Source organism: Citrobacter sp. R56 (genome assembly GCF_016811995.1).
In the GTDB taxonomy this organism is placed as follows: Bacteria; Pseudomonadota; Gammaproteobacteria; order Enterobacterales; family Enterobacteriaceae; genus Citrobacter_D; species Citrobacter_D enshiensis.
Genome location: NZ_CP069159.1, coordinates 1,232,861 through 1,254,289, shown reverse-complemented (window position 1 = coordinate 1,254,289; position 21,429 = coordinate 1,232,861). Strand labels below are relative to the sequence as shown.

The 21,429-nt window shown below is 54.3% G+C and carries 14 protein-coding genes and 1 pseudogene; 3 read left to right on the top strand and 12 right to left on the bottom strand.

Annotation, left to right across the window (positions count from 1 at the left end; all coding sequences use genetic code 11):
- Nucleotides 1–31 precede the first annotated feature (31 nt).
- The 3 genes from JM656_RS06020 to JM656_RS06010 form a co-directional block, all read right to left on the bottom strand.
- Entirely contained in the window at nucleotides 32–874 is an 843-nt protein-coding gene (locus tag JM656_RS06020) for an aldose 1-epimerase (RefSeq protein WP_203360395.1), read from the bottom strand.
- Nucleotides 874–2,313, bottom strand: coding sequence for a sugar porter family MFS transporter (locus tag JM656_RS06015; protein ID WP_203360394.1), 1,440 nt, complete (start codon nucleotides 2,311–2,313; stop codon nucleotides 874–876). Before JM656_RS06015 ends, JM656_RS06020 begins: the two co-directional genes overlap by 1 nt.
- Before the next feature lie 72 nt (nucleotides 2,314–2,385).
- The gene (locus JM656_RS06010; protein ID WP_203360393.1) at nucleotides 2,386–5,652 is read right to left on the bottom strand and encodes a DUF5107 domain-containing protein; all 3,267 of its coding nucleotides are present in this window, start codon (nucleotides 5,650–5,652) and stop codon (nucleotides 2,386–2,388) included.
- Between the two features lie 113 nt (nucleotides 5,653–5,765).
- Between JM656_RS06010 and JM656_RS06005 the strand changes: the two genes are divergently transcribed.
- Entirely contained in the window at nucleotides 5,766–6,959 is a 1,194-nt protein-coding gene (locus tag JM656_RS06005) for an ROK family transcriptional regulator (protein ID WP_203360392.1), read from the top strand.
- 139 nt (nucleotides 6,960–7,098) lie between these two features.
- On the opposite strand, the gene glyA is transcribed toward JM656_RS06005, so the two are convergent.
- Entirely contained in the window at nucleotides 7,099–8,352 is a 1,254-nt protein-coding gene (glyA, locus tag JM656_RS06000) for a serine hydroxymethyltransferase (RefSeq protein ID WP_192613087.1), read from the bottom strand.
- A 325-nt stretch (nucleotides 8,353–8,677) separates the two neighbouring features.
- Between glyA and hmpA the strand changes: the two genes are divergently transcribed.
- The gene (gene hmpA / locus JM656_RS05995) at nucleotides 8,678–9,868 is read left to right on the top strand and encodes an NO-inducible flavohemoprotein (RefSeq protein ID WP_203360391.1); all 1,191 of its coding nucleotides are present in this window, start codon (nucleotides 8,678–8,680) and stop codon (nucleotides 9,866–9,868) included.
- A 36-nt stretch (nucleotides 9,869–9,904) separates the two neighbouring features.
- Here the strand turns inward: hmpA and glnB are convergent, their stop codons facing one another.
- The 5 genes from glnB to purL all read right to left on the bottom strand — a co-directional run bounded on the left by glnB (nucleotide 9,905) and on the right by purL (nucleotide 18,292).
- Nucleotides 9,905–10,243 carry a nitrogen regulatory protein P-II gene (glnB, locus tag JM656_RS05990; RefSeq protein ID WP_002914032.1) on the bottom strand — a complete coding sequence of 113 codons (339 nt, stop codon included), beginning with the start codon at nucleotides 10,241–10,243 and terminating at the stop codon, nucleotides 9,905–9,907.
- Between the two features lie 76 nt (nucleotides 10,244–10,319).
- Complete coding sequence (glrR, locus tag JM656_RS05985) at nucleotides 10,320–11,654, bottom strand: two-component system response regulator GlrR (RefSeq protein ID WP_304521088.1); 1,335 nt, start codon at nucleotides 11,652–11,654, stop codon at nucleotides 10,320–10,322.
- Entirely contained in the window at nucleotides 11,654–12,385 is a 732-nt protein-coding gene (qseG, locus tag JM656_RS05980; protein ID WP_238929203.1) for a two-component system QseEF-associated lipoprotein QseG, read from the bottom strand. The genes glrR and qseG overlap by 1 nt, the downstream gene beginning before the upstream one ends.
- A gap of 23 nt (nucleotides 12,386–12,408) precedes the next feature.
- Nucleotides 12,409–13,839, bottom strand: a complete 1,431-nt coding sequence (qseE, locus tag JM656_RS05975; protein WP_203360388.1) for a two component system sensor histidine kinase QseE/GlrK — start codon at nucleotides 13,837–13,839, stop codon at nucleotides 12,409–12,411.
- Nucleotides 13,840–14,404: 565 nt separating this feature from the next.
- Entirely contained in the window at nucleotides 14,405–18,292 is a 3,888-nt protein-coding gene (purL, locus tag JM656_RS05970) for a phosphoribosylformylglycinamidine synthase (RefSeq protein WP_203360387.1), read from the bottom strand.
- Between the two features lie 256 nt (nucleotides 18,293–18,548).
- On the opposite strand from purL, the gene mltF reads away from it, so the two are divergent.
- Entirely contained in the window at nucleotides 18,549–20,096 is a 1,548-nt protein-coding gene (gene mltF, locus JM656_RS05965; RefSeq protein ID WP_203360386.1) for a membrane-bound lytic murein transglycosylase MltF, read from the top strand.
- A gap of 8 nt (nucleotides 20,097–20,104) precedes the next feature.
- Here the strand turns inward: mltF and tadA are convergent, their stop codons facing one another.
- The 3 genes and pseudogenes from tadA to JM656_RS22490 all read right to left on the bottom strand — a co-directional run.
- Nucleotides 20,105–20,608 carry a tRNA adenosine(34) deaminase TadA gene (tadA, locus tag JM656_RS05960; protein WP_162379135.1) on the bottom strand — a complete coding sequence of 168 codons (504 nt, stop codon included), beginning with the start codon at nucleotides 20,606–20,608 and terminating at the stop codon, nucleotides 20,105–20,107.
- A gap of 55 nt (nucleotides 20,609–20,663) precedes the next feature.
- Nucleotides 20,664–21,299: a phosphatidylglycerophosphatase C gene (yfhb, locus tag JM656_RS05955; RefSeq protein ID WP_203360385.1), complete on the bottom strand. Its 636-nt coding sequence runs from the start codon at nucleotides 21,297–21,299 to the stop codon at nucleotides 20,664–20,666.
- Nucleotides 21,296–21,415: pseudogene (locus JM656_RS22490) on the bottom strand (hypothetical protein); the annotation flags it as partial. The gene yfhb and the pseudogene JM656_RS22490, both read right to left, overlap by 4 nt.
- Nucleotides 21,416–21,429 lie beyond the last annotated feature (14 nt).

The window sequence follows — 21,429 nt, the reverse complement described above, 5'->3', positions numbered from 1 at the left end:
TATTAACAGTGATATAACATGTGTTTTTAGGCTAATCGACGATGATTTGCATGGTGAAATGGCAACTCTCCCCCCGAGCTAAGACCCGCAATCCCGGCTGCCCCGGCATATTATGGGCGTTGACCGGATGCGACTGCGGCTCAAGACAAAGGAACCCGCCACCCGACATTCTGAAAAGCATCAGCCACGGAGTTTGCGCTAAAAGCGTGATACACATCACATCACGTTGTATGACCGCCTTCCCGCTCCAGCCGGAATATCCCACATTTAGCCAGGCATCCTCGCCAAATTGCGCATGTGCGAAATTCGCAGCCCCGGGGATTTTCGCCTGCCACGCCAACGGAAGATGCTGTGCATCTTCCGGCCAGTACCCGCTGGCGGAAAACTGCACGGTGCTTTGCGCATCAAACACAAAAAACGGATGAAAACCGCAGCCGTAAAGCATTGGACGCTCCCCCAGATGCGTTATCGTCAGCGAGGCATTGAGTGTCGCGCCGTCCAGTTGATAGTGCAGTTCCGCCAGATAGTCGTAACCGCATGCCAGCCGACTCCGCAATTGCAACACACAACGGTCACCGGCAACGCTGACGAGATCCCAGCGTTTTAGCCAACCGTCACCGTGCAGAAAGAAGCGTTCATCCGCATTATGGTTTGGCAAAATCACCTCATCGCCATGCAACCTAAAGCGATTGTCCGCCACCCGGTTTGCGACCGGCAGCATGGGGAACAGAGCGCAATCACCCGCCGCATACCCTTTGCCCGCCCGTAAAACCGCGTGTTGATGGGGTAACGAAAACAGATCCAACAACGTACCGCCTTGCGGATCAACGCGCATCCTCAGATGCGCGTTTTGCAGAGTTACAGTGCTGTCCATTACTGGGCCCGGCGTTGCTGAGCAGAGAGATTGCCTTTTGTGTGTCGTGCGGCCAGTTGTTCTTCCAGCGCCTCCAGGGTTACGCCTTTGGTTTCCGGTACATTACGCAGGACGTAAACGTAGCCCATCGCACAAATCACGCCATACAGCAGGAAACTCCCCGCCGCCCCCAACCCGGCATTCAACAGCGGGAAGGTATAAGTCAGCAAGAAACAGGCTATCCATAACGCCAGTGTGCCTAATGACATCGCCAGACCACGCACACGGTTAGGGAAGATTTCCGACAGCAGAACCCAGGTAACAGGAGCCAGCGTCAGGGCATAAATGGCAATCGCCGCCAGCACCAGAACGAGCACCGGCCAGCCCATAATACCTAACCCATATGCGCCGGCGATCAGCACATAAATGACCGTCAGGCCGGACGCGCCAAACAGCATCAGCTTCCGGCGGCCAATTTTATCCACCAACGGCAGCGCGGCGAGGGTAAAGATAAGGTTGATGACCCCGGTTGCAACGATCGATTTCAGCGTACTATTGATATCGAATCCGGCGGAGGCGAAGATCTCCTGCGCATAGTTGAAGATCACGTTGATCCCGCACCACTGCTGGAAGACAGCCAGAACCATCCCGATAATCACGATCGGTTTGATCTGCGGCTGTAATAACGTAGACCAGGCCACTTGTTGCGTGTCTTTCTGTAAGGTCTGTTCGATCTCTTTCAGTGTTTTTTCGGCATACTCTGGCGAACCAATCCGTTGTAGCATCGCGCGGGCGCGCTCGGGTTTACCCGCTTTGACCAACCAACGCGGAGACTCAGGCACAAAAAACATCAGCACCAGAAACGCCAGCGCAGGTACCAGCTCCGCACCAAACATCCAGCGCCAGCCCATTTGCCCATTCCAGCTTTCGACGATCGTCTGCTGCGTAGCGCCAGCAGCGACGGGTTCGGCAATCATCAGGTTAATTAACTGCGCCGCCAGTACGCCAATGACGATAGTCAACTGGTTAACCGCCACAAAACGACCCCGTTTTTCTGCCGGGCTGACTTCCGCGATATAAAGAGGACTGAGTGCCGATGCCAGGCCAATCCCCACCCCGCCGACAATACGGTAGATAACAAACATGTCGAAGTTGCTGGAAACCGCCGTTCCCCAGGCTGAGGCGCTGAACAGAACTGCCGACAGGATCAGCGGCATTTTTCGTCCAAATTTGTCCGCACACCAGCCGGAAATCAGCGCACCAAAAATACATCCGACCAGCGCCGAGCTCATCGCCCAACCGGACTGCGCGGGATCGGTAATTGAGAACCAGGCTTCATAGAACGGTTTGGCTCCGCCGATCACCACCCAGTCATAGCCAAACAGTAGACCGCCGCAGGCGGCAACCAGGCAGATAGTCCAGACATAACCAATTTTTAAATGTGTCTGCGTGTTGTTCATTATGATTCCTCTTTCAGGGAAACGCAGGGAACAGAGAGGTTCAGGTGGGGTTTCCCCCACCGGGTCAACGTGTTATTGAAATAGTGGTATGTTTAACGCGTGTCGTAACAACAACGCCTTGTCATGCGACGGATTGAGTGTCTGAAGCGTATTGAGCGCGCGCTGACACCCAGGAAGATCGCCTAATCCAAGCGCGCCTAATGCCGCAATGAACTGGCAATGTTGTTGGTGTTTTTCTTTAGCGGGTGTATCCAGCACCACCAGATCCGGCAGCGACACCGCAAAGAAATCAACGTCCGGGACCTCGTCGCGCTGCAAATCGACCCACTGACCGAAACTATGAAAGAGCGCGTCAGCCGCTGCGTTATCACCCAACGCTCTTAGCGCCATCCCTTGCCAGAAGAGATAATCCACAGGTTGATCGTTGTAATAGCGCCCGGCATCCAGTGAGCGACCTCCCCGGGTCGCCCGGGTAAAGTAGCGCTGCGCCTCATCAATGTGTCCCTGCAATCGTGCGCAGTAACCCAGTAAATACCAGATGTCATTATCGGTTTGCCCCGGTAACCGCCCTTCTCCCAGATTGTGTGGGTACTGCAACGCCTGCTGGAGCAGCGTCATCGCCGTTGGTAGATCGCCCGTTTGAATCGCCGCCAGCGCACGATGAAGTTGATTCAGCAGATATTGCCCGGTGGCTTTGCCCTCTCCCCCTTCCCAGGGATGGAATACGCGCTCGCTCAGCACTGCGGCAGCGGCGTCATATTTACCCTGGCCGTTCCACAAGCTGATTAACTCTACGGTCAGGTCATCGCGATGAAAAACGACGTCTTTACGGTCTTCAAGCATTTGCAAACGCTGTGCCACCGGTTTAGCCGTCAGTTTGTTGAGGTAGTCGAGTTCAAACAAGAAGCGTGCATTTTCTGGCTCAAGCGCTACCGCCTGAGACAAATACTGTGCCGCCAGTTGTGCATCATGTTGTTTATTCCAGGCATAAACGCCCAGCAGTCGATGAACCGGTGCAAAATCTGGCTCCTGCTCAAGTGCAAAACGCCAGCAGGACACCGCCTCTTCGTAACGGCGTTTGCTATACCAGAAGCATCCCAGCAGGTAGCGGGCAAAAGCGCAATGCGGAAGGGTTTGCAGCATTTGCACTTCGTCCAGCGAATTGGGAAAACGCACGCGGTTGTTCAGGCACGCCTGGGCACGCGTAATAAACGGTTGTGGATTGTCGCTCAGTGATGCCCGCCACAACATAGGCAGCGTTTCCTGGCTATCCAACACCTCCAGCACTTCGCGGGCGGCCTCTCTCAGGCCAAAGGAAATTAGCCATCCCGCCAATTCGCAGGCATTGGTACCGCGTCGCCCCGTGACAGTGATTAACCCGGTTTTTGCTGTGTCATCCTGGGTGATAGCCCAGCGCGCATAATGCAGGGTATAGCTCAGAGGATACTCAACAAGCTGTTGTGTAATGTACGACTGCGCATCCGCAGTACGGCCGAGTTTCGCCAGAACCAACGCTTTCATGCCCATCGCCAGATTGTTGCTACCGTTAAAACGCAGGCTCTGGTTCACTTTTTCCAGCGCGTCAGCGTAATCCTTACGCTTCATGGCAATACGGGCAAGCGACCAGAAAGCGGCATCACGGCAGTTTCCACTCCAGGTCGCTTTGTAGTAATGATCCCAGGCCGCATCATCGTTGCCCTGCCGTTCAAGCGCCGTCGCAAGCAGCATACTGGCTTCGCCATCGCGTGGATTTTTATTGAGTTTGTGCGCCCGTAGTAACGCGGATTGCGCGCATTGTTCCGCCAGTGTCCAGTCAGCACGGTTTAGCGCCAGCGTACCCTGCGCCACATTGTTGCGATAATCCAGCGGGTCAACCTCCAGCGCCCGACGGTAATAATCTTCCGCATAGCGACTGGCGTGGTTGTACTGCTCCAGATGCTGACCAATAAAATAAAGCTCATCAGTATTGGCGAGTTCTTCCGGTAATGCCGGTGCGCTGGCTGCTGAAGGTAACGGTAGCTCTTCAGCGATATGCTCTTCGTAATCAAGCAACACGCTGCCATCCTGTTGACTGACCGTCATTGTCACACGTTCGTAGCCCGTATCAGAAAGGCAGGTTTTCCAGCTTTGCCCCGGCTCCAGCGTCAGCGTTTTTTCAAAGAACGGCTGCCCTTGTGCAGACAGCGTGACCTGCACGTTATGCAACGGCGCAATCGCGTAAACACCCATCGACAGTTGCGCAGCATCCCGAACCAGGTGCAGCGCAAGCTGGGTACTGGCGTTTTGCACCATACCTAATTCGCTGTAAGGCAGGAAATTTTGCACAAACACTTTTTCTTCATAAGGGGCAAGCCAGGTGAAATCTGGCTGATTATCGGTAAACACCCCTGTCATCAATTCAATGTACGGACCATTGTCATCGGTCAGATTGCGATCCCAGGCAACGCCAAAATCACCGTATCCCCATGTCCACTGCTTTTTCCCCGGAGAAACATGGTGATCGGCTACGTGAAGCAACCCGCCACGCTCGCCATGGTGCCAGGCGCCAACAAAATCATAATTCGACTTTTCCGCCATGTAGGACGTGGGGACCGGGACGTTTTTATAGCGGGAAATATCGACACCAGCGGAGTAGTCCACTTTGTAATAGGTGCCGCTGGCGATCGGAAAGGCGGAAACATCACGTTTACCGTGGTCGAATACAGCCGTGACATCCGGAGGGAAGACGCTCTGATGGTCATCGCCGCCTTTGACCGCCGGATTAGCCCACCATAAAAAGTGACGCGGAGTCGCATTGCCATTGAAAACTTTACCGGTGATTTCGATCAAGGCACGATCCGGCCAGAGCGTAAATCCGGTCATGACCTGTAGGCCGCGCATGGGCTCCACTTCCCCCATCCACACGGTCTGTTCGCCATGCTCGCCTGCCTGCTGAGTGAAGTCTACCGGCATAAACGTGGTGGGACGGTGATGCTGCGGCCAGTTAAATTCGATACCGCCAGAAATCCAGGGCCCCAGCAATCCAACCAGGGCAGGTTTCACGACTTCGTTGTAATAGACAAAATCGCGTTGCTGCACTTTGTCATATGCGCGATGAATGCGCCCACCTAACTCCGGCAGCAACATGATGCGAATAAAATCATTCTCCATCCATACTGCGTGGTATTCGCGCATCTCACGTTGTCCGGTCAACGTATCAATGACGCCATAAGGGTAAACCGCGCCAGACGATCCTTGATAAACACGATTTTCCAAAAACATCGGGTTAGTATCTTCTTCGCCGGTGGTCCACGTAGGGAGTGAGATCGTTTCCTGCCAGACCTTGACTGAACCGTACATGCGTTTCTCCACTAAATGAAATAAAGTAAAAAAGAGAATACGGTGAGTTTATAGCGCCAGTTCGCTGCTAAAATACGCAACGTTCACGCAATACAGTTAAGGGAGTTAAGTATATGTTGCGATTGGGTCTCAATAATGCGCGGGTCCGCCAGGCTAACAAGGCACTGTTTTTGTCACATTTATGGCGAGAAAAACAGCTCAGTAAATCGCAACTCGCCCAACGAACCGGCTTGTCGATTCCGGCCGTCAGTAACATTCTGGAAGAGTTGCTGGACGAAGGACGCATCAGCCACTCTCTCGAAAATATGAGTGCCCGTGGACTTAACAGCGGCAGCTATCAAATTCCGCAGCAGGGCGCGTGGACCCTGTGCATGACAATTTCACCCACCAGCATTGAGTGCCAGCTTGCCGACTCGCGGTTACTGGCGGTGGGCGAACATCAGCACATTTCGGTTGACGCCCCTGAACCCCAGGCGCTGCTCAAGGCGATTGCGGAGTGCTGGCGATACTATCGACAGCAGCATCCGACACAACAGATCAACCTGGCGCTGGGTGTGCATGGGCAGGTCGATCCGGTCACTGGCGTGTCGCAAACCATGCCCCAGGCGCGATGGAAAACGCCAATCGAAATAAAGTATTTGCTGGAAGAACAACTGGGTGTACAGGTGCGGCTGGATAATGACTGCGTCATGCTCGCGCTGGCGGAGAAATGGCAAAACCGCACCACACACCAGGATTTCTGCGTCATTAACGTCGATTATGGCATCGGTTCATCGTTCGTCATTAACGATCAGATCTACCGGGGTAACTTGTACGGTAGCGGGCAAATTGGACACACCATTGTGAATCCTGACGGTATCGCCTGCGATTGCGGTCGCTACGGTTGTCTGGAAACGGTCGCTTCATTAAGTGCGTTGAAAAAACAGGCCCGGGTCTGGCTGAAAACACAACCTGGCGCAGAATTGTCTCCGGACCAGCTAACAACAGCGGCACTTATTCGCGCCTGGGAGCGCGGCGACGTCCAGGTACAGGCATGGGTGGAGAGTGCCGCTAATGCGATTGGTCTGAGCCTGTATAACTTCCTGAACATTCTTAATATCAATCAGATATGGATTTACGGACGCAGCTGCGCGTTCGGTGAAAACTGGCTGAACACGATCATTCGCCAGACCGGATTTAACCCCTTTGATCGTGACGACGGGCCCAGCGCAAAAGCGACACACATCGGTTTTGGTCAGCTCAGTCGCCCCCAACAAATTTTGGGAATCGGCTATTTGTACGTTGAGTCACAGCTTAACGATCTGTGAGTACTGACGATTCTGGAGGCCAGAGAATCGGCTGGCGGTACATCCGCGCAGTTCAGGAACAATAGATGTCAGAACTGACACCGAGACATTAAATGCAAAAAGGCCGCTTGCGCGGCCTTTGGTATTTCTGAGAGCAGAATTACGCGTAAACAGGGAAACGTGCGCAGATATCCAGCACTTTACCTTTGATACGTTCGATAACCGCTTCGTCGTTGATGTTGTCCAGCACGTCACACATCCAGCCAGCCAGCTCTTTCACTTCCGCTTCTTTAAAGCCGCGGCGAGTCACAGCCGGGGAACCGATACGGATACCGGAAGTCACGAACGGGCTCTTCGGATCGTTTGGTACGCTGTTTTTGTTGACGGTGATGTTGGCGCGACCCAGGGCTGCGTCCGCTTCTTTACCGGTCAGGTTTTTGTCGACCAGATCCAGCAGGAACAGGTGGTTCTCAGTACCGCCAGACACTACTTTGTAGCCACGGTTCAGGAACACTTCCACCATCGCTTTGGCGTTTTTCGCTACCTGCTGCTGGTAGGTTTTGAACTCAGGCTCCATCGCCTCTTTCAGCGCCACGGCTTTCGCCGCGATAACGTGCATCAGCGGGCCGCCCTGAGCGCTTGGGAAGACGGCAGAGTTCAGTTTTTTGTACAGCTCTTCGCTGCCGTCTTTCGCCAGGATCAGTCCACCGCGCGGGCCAGCCAGCGTTTTGTGGGTGGTGGTGGTGACAACGTGAGCGTGTGGAACCGGGTTCGGGTAAACGCCAGCGGCAATCAGACCCGCGACGTGAGCCATGTCGACGAACAGGTACGCGCCAACGCTGTCGGCGATTTCACGCATTTTTGCCCAGTCAACGATACCGGAATAGGCAGAGAAGCCGCCGATAATCATTTTTGGTTTGTGGGCCTGAGCCTGCTTCGCCATGTCGGCGTAGTCAATTTTACCGGACTCATCGATGCCGTAAGGCACGATGTTATACAGTTTACCGGAGAAGTTAACCGGAGAACCGTGAGTCAGGTGACCGCCCTGCGCCAGGTTCATCCCCAGCACGGTATCGCCCGGCTGCAGCAGCGCGGTGTAGACCGCGAAGTTCGCCTGAGAGCCAGAGTGCGGCTGGACGTTAGCGTAATCTGCGCCAAACAGTTCTTTCGCGCGGTCGATCGCCAGTTGCTCGACGACATCCACATATTCGCAACCGCCGTAGTAGCGTTTACCCGGATATCCTTCAGCATATTTGTTGGTCAGCTGAGAACCCTGCGCTTGCATGACGCGCGGACTGGTGTAGTTTTCGGAGGCGATCAGTTCGATATGCTCTTCCTGACGTACTTTTTCCTGCTCCATAGCCTGCCACAGTTCGGCATCATAATCGGCAATGTTCATTTCACGCTTTAACATCCGCATCTCCTGACTCAGCTAACGATAAAATTTGGCCTTAAAAGGCAGTCCCGTTGGACAACGACCAACAGTATAACTGAATCATCCGTTGATAACAGGTCTTGACAAAGGATTTTACGCAAACGATTACCTTCAAGCAGCACAAGGCTTTGCCGAATTAAGGTCTTACGGATTTTAGCGGAATTCTTTTCAGGTTTGTGATGCAGACTTTTCATTTTGTAACGTTACAAACGCAAAATCACAAAGAACCATTTACAATGCAGGGGTATTTTTATAAGATGCATTTGATATGCATCATTAAAAATTTAATTAAAAGGAAGCCCGCATGCTTGACGCTCAAACTATCGCCACTGTAAAAGCCACCATTCCCCTGCTGGTTGAAACGGGTCCTAAACTGACCGCCCATTTCTACGATCGCATGTTTACGCATAATCCTGAACTCAAAGAAATTTTTAACATGAGTAATCAGCGCAATGGCGATCAACGCGAAGCGTTGTTTAATGCGATTGCCGCGTATGCCAGCAATATTGAAAACCTGGCAGCCCTGCTGCCTGCGGTCGAGAAAATTGCGCAGAAGCACACCAGTTTCCAGATCAAACCAGAGCAATACAACATCGTGGGTGCCCATCTGCTGGCCACGCTGGACGAGATGTTTAGCCCGGGTCAGGAGGTGCTGGACGCGTGGGGAAAAGCCTACGGTGTCCTGGCTAACGTCTTTATCAATCGCGAAGCGCAAATCTACAGCGAGAACGCAGGCAAAACCGGCGGCTGGGAAGGGACGCGTCCGTTCCGTATCGTGAATAAAACGCCGCGTAGCGCGCTGATTACCAGTTTTGAGTTCGAGCCTGTCGATGGCGGCGCCGTCGCAGAGTACCATCCTGGGCAATATCTGGGGGTCTGGCTGAAACCGGAAGGTTTCCCGCATCAGGAGATTCGTCAGTATTCACTGACCCGCAAGCCGGATGGCAAAGGCTATCGTATTGCCGTTAAACGCGAAGATGGCGGCCAGGTTTCAACCTGGCTGCACAACCATGCAAACGTGGGCGACGTGGTGCATTTAGCGGCCCCGGCGGGGGATTTCTTTATGGCCGTTGCCAACGATACCCCTGTTTCTCTGATTTCCGCAGGCGTCGGGCAGACGCCAATGCTGGCGATGCTGGACACGCTGGCGAAATCGCATCACACCGCACAGGTGAACTGGTTCCACGCGGCGGAAAATGGCGACGTACATGCCTTTGCCGATGAAGTGAATGAACTGGGCAAAACGCTGCCGCGCTTTACCGCACATACCTGGTATCGTGAACCGACCACAGACGATCGCACCAAAGGCGGATTCGATAGCGTGGGTCTGATGGATTTAAACAAACTGGAAGGCGCAATCAGCGATCCGTCAATGCAGTTTTATCTCTGCGGTCCGGTCGGCTTTATGCAATTTGCCGCGAAGCAGCTGGTGAATCTCGGTGTGAAAAACGAAAACATTCATTACGAATGTTTCGGCCCGCATAAGGTGCTGTAACAATAAGATGCCCTCTCGTCAGAGAGGGCATTGAAATTAAATCGCCGCGTCGTCTTCTTCGCCAGTACGAATACGGATCACGCGAGCTACGTCAAAGACGAAGATCTTACCGTCGCCGATTTTACCCGTCTGTGCAGTACGAATAATGGTGTCGACGCAGGTGTCCACGATGTCGTCGGTCACCACAATTTCAATTTTCACCTTCGGCAGAAAATCCACCATATATTCCGCGCCACGGTACAGCTCGGTATGGCCTTTCTGGCGGCCAAAACCTTTCACTTCCGTAACCGTCATACCGGTGATACCCACCTCTGCCAACGCCTCACGGACATCGTCCAGCTTGAAGGGTTTAATAATCGCATCAATCTTTTTCATGCTATTCCTTGAAAAGGTCGCCTGTCTTTTGATCGGGTTACCGTACCACAATTCACGTTACTTTACGGCATCAAAACTACTCTTTGAAGTCGTTTGCATCCAGCTCGTGACGGGAGAGTAATTTATAGAATTCAGTCCTGTTGCGCCCAGCCATTCTCGCTGCATGGGTCACATTGCCTTTGGTGATTTGCAGCAGTTTTCGCAGATAGTTAAGCTCAAACTGGTTACGTGCTTCAACGAAGGTTGGCAGCGCCGTATTCTCCCCTTCCAGCGCCTGCTCCACCAGCGCATCACTGATCACCGGCGAAGAGGTGAGCGCCACGCATTGTTCGATAACGTTCACCAGTTGACGGACGTTCCCCGGCCACCCTGCCGTCATCAGCCGTTTCATCGCATCCGTTGAAAAAGCGCGTACGAACGGTTTATGCCGCTCTGCCGACTGACGCAGCAGATAATTCGCCAGCAGTGGAATGTCCTCCGCACGCTCGGCCAGCGCGGGAATTTTCAGACTCACCACGTTCAGGCGATAGTATAAATCCTCACGGAATTCGCCCCGCGTCATCGCTTTGGGCAGGTCACGGTGAGTAGCAGAGATGATCCGCACATCAATGTCGATATCGCGATTGCTGCCGAGCGGCCTGACTTTGCGCTCCTGCAGGACACGCAGCAGTTTGACCTGTAGCGGTGCGGGCATGTCACCAATCTCATCCAGAAATAGCGTGCCGCCTTCTGCCGCCTGAAACAGCCCTTCGCGATTGCTTACCGCGCCGGTAAATGCTCCGCGTGCGTGACCAAACAATTCAGACTCCAGCAACTGCTCCGGCAATGCGCCGCAGTTAATCGCAATAAACGGTTTGCTGCTGCGCGGACTGGCGTTATGGATAGCCTGCGCAAAGATCTCTTTCCCGGTACCGCTTTGCCCGTTAATCAGGACGCTGACGTCCGACTGCGCCACCATGCGCGCCTGCTCCAGCACACGCAGCATTAACGGGCTACGGGTGACGATAGATTCACGCCAGCTATCATCTGTCGCGGGAGCCGACTGCTCCAGCGCTTCGTCGATTGCCTTATACAACGCGTCTTTGTCTACCGGCTTGGTCAGAAAGCTGAAAACACCTTGCTGAGTTGCGGCTACCGCATCGGGAATCGAACCGTGCGCGGTCAAAATAATGACCGGCATACCCGGCTGTACTTTCTGGATCTCAACAAACAGCTGCATACCGTCCATTTCGTCCATGCGCAGGTCGCTTATCACCAAATCTACTTTTTCACGATTCAGTACGCGCAGCCCTTCCTGGCCGCTTTCTGCCGTGACGACACTGTAACCTTCGCTGGTCAGTCGCATCCCGAGCAGTTTTAACAGGCCCGGATCGTCATCCACGAGCAGTAAATGCGCCGGTTTGCGGCTGATCATGGCGTTACCTCATCTTGTGATGACGCTGGCGTCGTTTCGTCAGGTTTGTCGTTACCGCGCGTCGCGTCAGGATTGTAGTTACCGGCGGGTTTACGCGTGGAAAGCTGGCGCTCAATATCGGTCAAATTCTCCAGCTTGCGGGTGGTGAGATCGAGCTGAGCCTGTAAATGCTGATGCTGCTGACGCAACGTATCGAGATCGCTGTCTGTCGTTTGCTGAAGCTTACTGTAACGCTGCCGCTCTTCGGCAAGCTGTAATTGCAACATCTGCCCATCGCGCCAGAGTTGATAAAGAGGGCGAACCTGGGCGGGGATCTGTGAACTCAGGGCATCCAGTTGGGTAACGGCAACGCGCCGCTCAATGGGCGATATTTTGGCATCCGCCAGTAAAATCCCACGCTTAAAGGCACTCTGCCAGGTGTCATCTTCAAGCGCGCGCGCCTCGTTACGCGACTGAATCGGCAGCAGACGATCGGCGCAGTCAACTGCCCGCAGCCAGTAAAGCGGATTGCTCTCCGTGGACTTCCCTTGTAATGACCAAATGTCAGCACACTCGGTAGAAAGGTAATCCGCCAGTTGATAAGGCGGGATTTTTTCCTGAGATGGATCGCCGACGAGATGTTTAGCCGCGTGCGGGGCACACCCCATCAGCGCCAGACACGGCACGCTCGCGAATAACATCCGTCGGGAAAAAAGTCGTTTAAACACTCGAACAAAAACGTGTGGCATACTCACCAGACTTAGCTTCATTTTTAATGGTTTTTCGATGCAGATAGCGGCAGCTCTATGCGGAAACACACCTCTTGCGCATTCTCATCGACCAGATAAAGTTCTCCCTGCATACGACGGATACAGTCCCTGGCGATGCTTAATCCCAGCCCGCTGCCCTTCACAGCCCCTTTTCTCTGATGGCTCCCCTGGAAAAACGGCTCGAAAATCATGGCTCTTTCTGTTTCTGGAATCGGGGTGCCGGTATTTGTGACGTCAATATGTACCGTGGCACCCTGCAGACGGCTACTGATACAAATGTTACCGGATTCAGCACCATAGTGCACCGCATTGGAGTAAAGATTGTCCAGCACGCTCATCAATAGCATCGGCTCCGCCAGGCACGTATTCGCATCCAGTCTGACGTCGGTATGCATCATTTTAGCGCGGGCTGGCAAACTGTGAGCGGAAACCACCATATCGACCAGCGGTTCAATCTCAACGCTTTCCAGTTCAATGGCGCTATCTGCCAGTTTTCTGTTGTAATCAAGCAGTTGCTCAATCAACTTCTGTAAGTTACGGCTGCTGTTGTCGAGAATGCCGACCACCTCTTTTTGCTCAGGCGTCAGCGGCCCCACAACCTGATCGGCCAACAGCTCTGTTCCCTCGCGCATACTGGCCAGCGGCGTTTTCAGTTCATGTGAGAGATGGCGTAAAAATTGGTGACGTTGTGATTCAAGCCAGGACAAACGCTCGCTCAACCAGATAATACGTTGGCCCACTGAGCGTAGTTCACGGGGACCGGTAAACGAAACGGCATTCCCCAGCGAACGCCCTTCCCCTAGCCGATTAATCATCCGCTCAATCCCTTTTACCGGCCCAATGATCATACGGGTGAAGAGCAGCACCATGGCCAGGCTGACCAGAAACAGCACCAGCGCCTGCCAGCCAAAGAACTGTCCGCGCTCGGCAATTTCCTGCTGAAGCTGTTGACCGCGAGAGAAAATAACGGTTCGCGTCGCCTGCACCATCTCGGTGTTGGCGTGAGCAAACGCTTCCAGGCTTGCCGCTGCCGCCGCATCCGGACCGCTGTTTGTACAGCGTAGTTGGGTAAGCGCGTTCAGATCCTGACGCAATGCCTGATAAAGCTTGTCATCCGGCAGTACGCCGGCATGCGCGTCCAGCATTTCACTGTAGCGCTTTCGTTGGCCGTGATAGACCTTCGCAAGCGTAGGATCGTCCAGCACACAGTACTGACGATAGCTGCGTTCCATCCCGAGCGCCGCATTGGTCATCGCCTCGCTACGACGAGCATCAATCAGGGTTGTGCGGTTGGTTAACGCCGCCTGCGCACTCAGGGCATTGAGACTTTGCCATGCCTGCCATGCCAGCACCAATAAAGGAAGCAGGATCAGCAGGAATGCCAGCATAACCAATTGGCGTAATGACCGGGGAAATACAGACCAGCGCTTCAAAGCGTTACTCTCATCGGAGACGAATAGAAGGATGCTAACTGAGGGAAACCTCAGATACAACAAAGCCGGGCTTAACCCGGCTCTGTTATGGAATAAGGCGGTGCCTAACTCGACGTTTCGCCCGATGGTTGATAAAGCAGCGCTATTATCAGATGTTGGACGGCAGGCACCTTGTTGTGCGTCATTCGAAGTTTATGTAGCACGTCCCGAAGGGGCTGACATAAGAAGGTGAATGAGCCACTGCTTAGTATTATGCAGAAACCATGCCAATAGTTAAAGCATTATATTAACATCATGATTTTATTTAACTTTATGACAAAAAAGCAGCAAAGCCAAAGTGAGTAAGATTTCGCCTTTATGTCGTCAAAAAGAGACACCAAATCTCAAACTCAGCACACTCTATAAAAATCAATCAATTAAACGTCTCCTTTTGGAGACACCGCAATCTACCCTTTGTCGTGATTCCCCGACAAAAAGCGTCCACGGTTGGCTATTTCGTTTTATCCGGCCTGCCATTTAGCTGGCCCGGTAAGCATCAGGCTACCGGGCCTTTCGCAGGTGTTGATTAACCTAACTGCTTACGCGCGTTACGGAAGATGCGCATCCACGGGCTGTCCTCGCCCCAGTTTTCCGGATGCCAGGAGTTGCTCACCGTGCGGAAAACGCGCTCCGGATGCGGCATCATGATGGTCACGCGGCCATTTTCAGTGGTCACCGCCGTAATCCCGTTCGGCGAGCCGTTCGGGTTCGCCGGGTAGGTTTCGGTCACTTTGCCGAAGTTATCGACATAGCGCAGCGCCACCAGACCTTTGCTCTCAAGCTGAGCCAAATGCGCACCATCACGCACTTCCACACGCCCTTCCCCATGAGAAACCGCAATCGGCATCTGTGAGCCCACCATTCCCTGCAGTAACAGAGATGGGCTTTGGGTCACTTCTACCAAACTAAAGCGCGCTTCAAAACGGTCGGAATGGTTACGCACAAAGCGCGGCCACAGATCGCTGCCTGGGATCAGCTCACGCAGATTGGACATCATCTGGCAGCCATTACACACGCCAAGCGCCAGCGTTTGCGGACGGTGGAAGAAGGTTTCAAACGCATCACGCACGCGGTTGTTAAAGAGGATCGATTTCGCCCAACCTTCACCCGCCCCCAGCACGTCGCCGTAAGAGAAGCCGCCACACGCCACCAGCGCCTGGAAGTCATCAAGACCAGTGCGCCCCGCCAGCAAGTCACTCATGTGTACATCGATTGCATCAAAGCCCGCACGGTGGAAAGCAGCTGCCATTTCCACATGCGAGTTGACGCCCTGTTCGCGCAGCACCGCGACTTTTGGACGTGCGCCGGTCGCGATGTATGGCGCAGCGATATCTTCGCTGATATCAAACGACAGCTTCACATTAAGGCCAGGATCGGCATCGTTGGTTTTCGCCTGATGTTCCTGATCGGCACATTCAGGGTTGTCTCGCAGACGCTGCATTTGCCACGTGGTTTCAGCCCACCAGGTACGCAAGGTGGTACGGCTTTCGCTGAAGACAACCTGGCCATCCGCTTCGATAACAAAACGGTCACCGGAAACGGCCTGACCTAACGCGTGAACGCAGTCGCCAAGACCATGTTGCGCCAACACGGTTTCGACGGCCTGACGATCCGCCGCACGAACCTGAATGACGGCCCCCAGCTCTTCGTTAAACAGCGCCGCCAGACGATCGTCGCCCAGGGCAGTGATATCCGCCCGAATGCCGCAGTGACCGGTAAAGGCCATCTCAGCCAGCGTCACCAACAAACCGCCATCAGAACGGTCGTGGTAAGCCAGCAGTTTGCGCTGCGCCACCAGCGCCTGCATCGCATCATAAAAGCCTTTCAGCTGCGCGACGTCACGCACGTCTGCCGGTTTGTCGCCAAGCTGACGGTAAACCTGCGCCAGCGCTGTTGCCCCCAGCGCGTTATGGCCCTTGCCAAGGTCAATCAGCAGCAGGGCGTTATCTTCCGTGGAGAGCTGCGGCGTGATGGTGTGACGGACGTCTTCCACGCGGGCAAACGCGGTGATCACCAGCGATAATGGAGAGGTCATCTCGCGCTGCTCGCTGCCTTCCTGCCAGCGGGTTTTCATCGACATAGAGTCTTTGCCCACCGGAATGGTCAGATCCAACGCCGGACAGAGTTCTTCACCCACCGCTTTTACAGCTTCATACAAGCCGGCATCTTCGCCCGGGTGGCCTGCTGCCGCCATCCAGTTTGCAGACAGTTTGATACGTTTGATATCACCAATCTGCGTCGCCGCGATGTTGGTGAGCGCTTCCCCAACCGCCAGACGGGCGGACGCGGAGAAATCCAGCAACGCGACCGGCGCACGTTCGCCCAGCGACATGGCTTCGCCGTAGTAGCTGTCAAGGCTCGCGGTGGTAACCGCACAGTTCGCCACCGGAACCTGCCACGGGCCAACCATCTGATCGCGCGCCACCATACCGGTGACGGTACGGTCTCCGATGGTGACGAGGAACGTTTTTTCCGCCACTGCAGGTAAATGCAGTACGCGGTTGACCGCATCGGCAACGGTAATATCACGACGATCCAGCGCGTCGCCTTTTGCTTGCAGCCGCTGCACATCGCGAGTCATTTTCGGCGTTTTGCCCAACAGAACATCCAGCGGCAGATCGATAGGCTGATTATCGAAATGACGGTCATTCATCGAAAGATGCTGTTCTTCGGTCGCTTCACCGATCACGGCGTACGGCGCGCGCTCACGCTTGCAGAGCGCATCAAACAGCGGCAACTGGTCAGCGGCAACCGCCAGAACATAACGTTCCTGGGATTCGTTACACCAGATTTCCAGCGGGCTCATACCCGGCTCGTCGCTGAGGATGTCACGCAGTTCAAATTTGCCGCCGCGCCCGCCGTCGCTCACCAGCTCCGGCATCGCGTTTGAGAGACCGCCCGCGCCCACGTCGTGGATAAACAGGATCGGGTTAGCGTCGCCCAACTGCCAGCAACGGTCGATAACCTCCTGGCAGCGACGTTCCATCTCCGGGTTGTCGCGCTGTACGGAAGCGAAGTCCAGATCGGCATCGGACTGGCCGGACGCCATAGAAGACGCCGCGCCGCCACCAAGACCGATGTTCATCGCCGGACCACCGAGCACGATCAGCTTCGCGCCAACGACGATCTCGCCTTTCTGTACGTGATCGGCGCGGATGTTGCCGATCCCGCCCGCCAGCATGATCGGTTTGTGATAGCCGCGTAGCTCTTCGCCGTTGTGGCTATTCACTTTCTCTTCATACGTACGGAAGTAACCGTTCAGCGCCGGACGACCAAATTCGTTGTTAAATGCGGCGCCGCCCAGCGGGCCTTCGGTCATGATGTCCAGCGCGGTAACAATACGCTCCGGCTTACCGAAATCTTCTTCCCACGGCTGTTCAAAGCCCGGAATACGCAGGTTAGAAACGGAGAAACCAACCAGACCGGCTTTCGGCTTCGCACCGCGCCCGGTCGCGCCTTCGTCACGAATCTCGCCACCGGAACCGGTCGCAGCACCTGGCCACGGCGAAATTGCGGTCGGGTGGTTGTGGGTTTCGACTTTCATCAGGATGTGTGTTGGCTCCTGATGGAAGTCATAACGACCCGTTTCATGGTCGGCAAAGTAGCGCCCCACTTCAGAACCTTCCATTACCGCCGCGTTATCTTTATAGGCAGAAAGCACGTGGTCCGGCGTAGTCTCGAAGGTGTTTTTAATCATCTTGAAAAGCGACTTCGGCTGCTGTTCGCCATCAATAACCCAGTCGGCGTTGAAAATCTTGTGACGGCAGTGTTCGGAGTTCGCCTGGGCGAACATATACAGCTCAATGTCGTTTGGATTGCGGCCCAGATTGCTGAAGGCAGTATGCAGATAATCAATTTCGTCATCCGCCAGCGCCAGGCCCAGACGCAGGTTAGCGTTAATCAGTGCCTGACGACCTTCGCCCAGCACATCAACGCTGGCAACCGGTGCCGGTTGGTGGTGAACAAACAGTTTTTCTGCGTCGTTCAACGAGGAGAAAATCGTCTCCATCATGCGGTCGTGCAGTTCAGCGGCAACGCTTTGCCACTGCTCAGCGGTGAGCGGCTCAGCGTCAACGTACCAGGCAATGCCACGTTCCAGACGGCTCACCTGTTGCAGGCCACAGTTGTGTGCAATATCCGTTGCTTTGGAAGACCAGGGAGAGATGGTGCCAGGACGAGGGGTAACTAACAGCAGTTTTCCCTCCGGGGTATGGCTGCGTAAGCTCGGGCCATACTTCAGCAAACGGGCAAGCTGCGCATGCTCATCATCGTTCAGCGGCGCATTCAGGCAGGCAAAATGGACATACTCAGCGTAAATATTGTTGACCTGGAGGTTGGCAGCCTGAAAACGCGCCAGCAGTTTGTTAATACGGAATGCAGACAGTGCAGGCGAACCACGCAGAATTTCCATCATAAGTCTCTCGTCTTCTAAGCTTTCGGTGTGCCCAAGTGGGGAAACGGGCGCCATTATAAAGAATCTGGCGCGCTGACGAAACCGTTTGCGTGGAAATAAAATCACCGCCGTTTCTTATCATCCGATGCGCCACTGATTCCGAATTAGTTGCCAACTGGCGTATTGTTACGCAAAATGCCGCACATCAATGACTCACACTGGCTTTAATCACTACATTTTCAGGCTGAGAAACCGCACGATCCAGAGAATTAACTAATTGAAAAAATTAAAGATTAATTATCTGTTCATCGGCATACTGACGCTGCTGTTGGCAGCGGCCCTCTGGCCATCAATCCCCTGGTTCGGTAAAGCCGATAATCGTATCGCCGCCATTCAGGCGCGGGGAGAGCTGCGCGTCAGTACCATTGACTCACCGCTAACCTACTCAACCCTCAATGGAAAAAAGTACGGTCTGGATTATGAGCTGGCGCAGCTGTTCGCCAACTACTTAGGCGTAAAGCTGAAGGTCACCGTACGTCAGAACATCAGCCAGTTGTTTGACGATCTGGACAGTGGCAAGGCCGACCTGCTGGCCGCAGGTCTGGTCTATAACAGCGAACGCGTGAAAAACTACCAATCGGGTCCAACGTACTATTCTGTTTCTCAGCAAGTGGTCTATCGGGTCGGACAATATCGCCCGCGAACGCTTGCCACCGTGAATGAAAACCAACTCACCATTGCGCCAAGTCATGTGGTCCTGAATGACCTACGCACCCTGAAAGAGACAAAGTTCCCCGAACTCAGCTGGAAAGTCGATGACAAAAAGGGCACGACGGAACTGATGGAAGCGGTGATCAGTGGCGAACTGGAGTACACCATCGCAGACTCGGTGGCCATCAGCTTGTTCCAGCGCGTACACCCTGAGCTGGCCGTTGCGCTGGATGTCACCGATGAGCAACCGGTCACCTGGTTCAGCCAACTGGATGATGACAACACGCTCTCGGCAGCCCTGCTCGATTTTTTTAACACCATTAATGAAGACGGTTCTCTGGCGCGACTGGAAGAAAAATATTTGGGTCACGGCGGCGACTTTGATTACGTTGATACCCGCACCTTCTTACGCGCTGTAGATAACGTGCTGCCAGAGCTGAAACCGCTATTTCAGAAGTATGCGCAGGAGATTGACTGGCGTTTACTGGCGGCTATCGCGTATCAGGAATCCCACTGGGATGCGCAGGCCACCTCGCCAACCGGCGTCCGCGGCATGATGATGCTCACCAGAAATACCGCCCAGAGTCTGGGATTGACCGACAGGACCGACGCCGAACAGAGCATCAGCGGCGGCGCGCGTTATCTACAGGACATGATGAGCAAAGTCCCTGATACCGTCCCCGAAGAAGAGCGTATCTGGTTTGCGCTCATCGCTTACAATATGGGCTATGCGCACATGCTTGACGCCCGGGCGTTAACGGTAAAAACCAAAGGGAATCCGGACAGTTGGACCGATGTAAAACAGCGCTTGCCGCTGCTCAGCCAGAAACCGTATTACAGCAAGTTGACCTACGGCTATGCGCGCGGGCACGAAGCTTACGCCTATGTGGAAAATATTCGAAAGTATCAGATAAGCCTGGTCGGCTATCTGCAGGAGAAAGAGAAACAGGCCGCAGAAACACTGAAACTGGCGCAGGACTACCCGGCGGTGTCTGCGGCGGAGTTTGGTAAAGAGAGGCTCTCCCTCTCCTCGTTTTTGTCGCAGTCGTCTTCGGCCTACCTGACGCCTTCGCCGACATTACTGTTACCGCCGAAGGAAAAAGAAAAAGAGTAACGCGACGTTTATTCAGGCGTCGCCGATGACTTTTTCAGTGCTTTGATCTCCTGACGACGCATGCGGAAAAAATCGCTCAGCAGCGTCGCACATTCATCACGCAAGATGCCCTCGGTGATTTCCACCCGGTGATTCATACCCGGGTGATGCAAGACATCCATCAGCGAGCCTGCCGCGCCCGTTTTTGCATCACGCGCGCCAAAAACAACCCGACCAATCCGACTGTGGACCATCGCGCCCGCACACATGACGCACGGTTCCAGCGTGACGTACAGCGTGGTGTCCAGCAAACGGTAGTTTTGCAGCACCATCCCCCCTTGTCGTAACGCCATAATTTCCGCATGCGCAGTGGGATCGTGATGACCGATCGGCCGATTCCACCCTTCACCGATGACGCGATTGTTGTGCACCAATACCGCACCCACCGGCACTTCACGTTCGTCCCAGGCGCGCTTCGCCAGCGTCAACGCATGACGCATCCAGTATTCGTGGCTAAATTCGACTTCAGACAAAGGGAAACTCCAGTAATAAAAGCGGGCGCATTATACACAGACGCTCTGCTTTGCACTATTCCAGTTGCTGGAGCTCACCGCGTGGCGTGACGCGCCAGCGATGCTGGCAAAAGTAGAGTAATGGGTTGTCCTGCTTGCTGTCGCTGTATCCGCTATACAGACGCAGCGGCGTGCCAATCTGCCGCTCAAGTTGCGCGACTTTTTCGTGCCCCAGGCAACGCAAGGTCAATACCCAGCCACCGTAGCCTCGCTGGATCTGACTGGCGATCAGGTTAACGCGCGGCAGCCACGGGGTATCAAAATAGACCTGCTCGACCAGCGATTGCGGCGAGCCGGTGATAAGCCAGATATCGGCATCAGAACTCAACAAATAGGTGGTGAGTCGTTCCTGCACAATCGGAAACGCGGTGACGTTATCCCGAAACCAACGCACGAAGTCAGCCTGACGCGCTTTCAGACGCGCTTCGCTGTGACCAAACGTACATCCCCACAACAGGAGACTCACGGGCCAGCGAGCGGCGCGCCCTTTTATCATCAACGCAATCGCAATGATCGGCAGTAAAGGCAGCACGAGCAGCACATTCAGCGGCTGGCGACGCAACAGATAACGCAGGAAACTGCCAAACATATCCTGTTGGTGCAACGTACCATCCAAATCAAAAAATACGACACGACGCTCGTGGCTGGTCAAACCCTGCACCTCTGGAAAGTTGAACTCTGAAGCCTGGTCAACGAGAACCTGGCGCTAACTGCTATTAAATAGCCTAACAGATAGAACATCACTTTTCCGGCAACAATCGTTAATGCGCACAGCGTGTCAC

What these genes read in the sequence shown, in the direction of transcription:
- JM656_RS06020 (WP_203360395.1), bottom strand. Translation starts at nt 874, where the DNA reads ATGGACAGCACTGTAACTCTGCAAAACGCGCATCTGAGGATGCGCGTT.
- JM656_RS06015 (WP_203360394.1), bottom strand. Translation starts at nt 2,313, where the DNA reads ATGAACAACACGCAGACACATTTAAAAATTGGTTATGTCTGGACTATC.
- JM656_RS06010 (WP_203360393.1), bottom strand. Translation starts at nt 5,652, where the DNA reads ATGTACGGTTCAGTCAAGGTCTGGCAGGAAACGATCTCACTCCCTACG.
- JM656_RS06005 (WP_203360392.1), top strand. Translation starts at nt 5,766, where the DNA reads ATGTTGCGATTGGGTCTCAATAATGCGCGGGTCCGCCAGGCTAACAAG.
- glyA (WP_192613087.1), bottom strand. Translation starts at nt 8,352, where the DNA reads ATGTTAAAGCGTGAAATGAACATTGCCGATTATGATGCCGAACTGTGG.
- hmpA (WP_203360391.1), top strand. Translation starts at nt 8,678, where the DNA reads ATGCTTGACGCTCAAACTATCGCCACTGTAAAAGCCACCATTCCCCTG.
- glnB (WP_002914032.1), bottom strand. Translation starts at nt 10,243, where the DNA reads ATGAAAAAGATTGATGCGATTATTAAACCCTTCAAGCTGGACGATGTC.
- qseG (WP_238929203.1), bottom strand. Translation starts at nt 12,385, where the DNA reads ATGCCACACGTTTTTGTTCGAGTGTTTAAACGACTTTTTTCCCGACGG.
- purL (WP_203360387.1), bottom strand. Translation starts at nt 18,292, where the DNA reads ATGATGGAAATTCTGCGTGGTTCGCCTGCACTGTCTGCATTCCGTATT.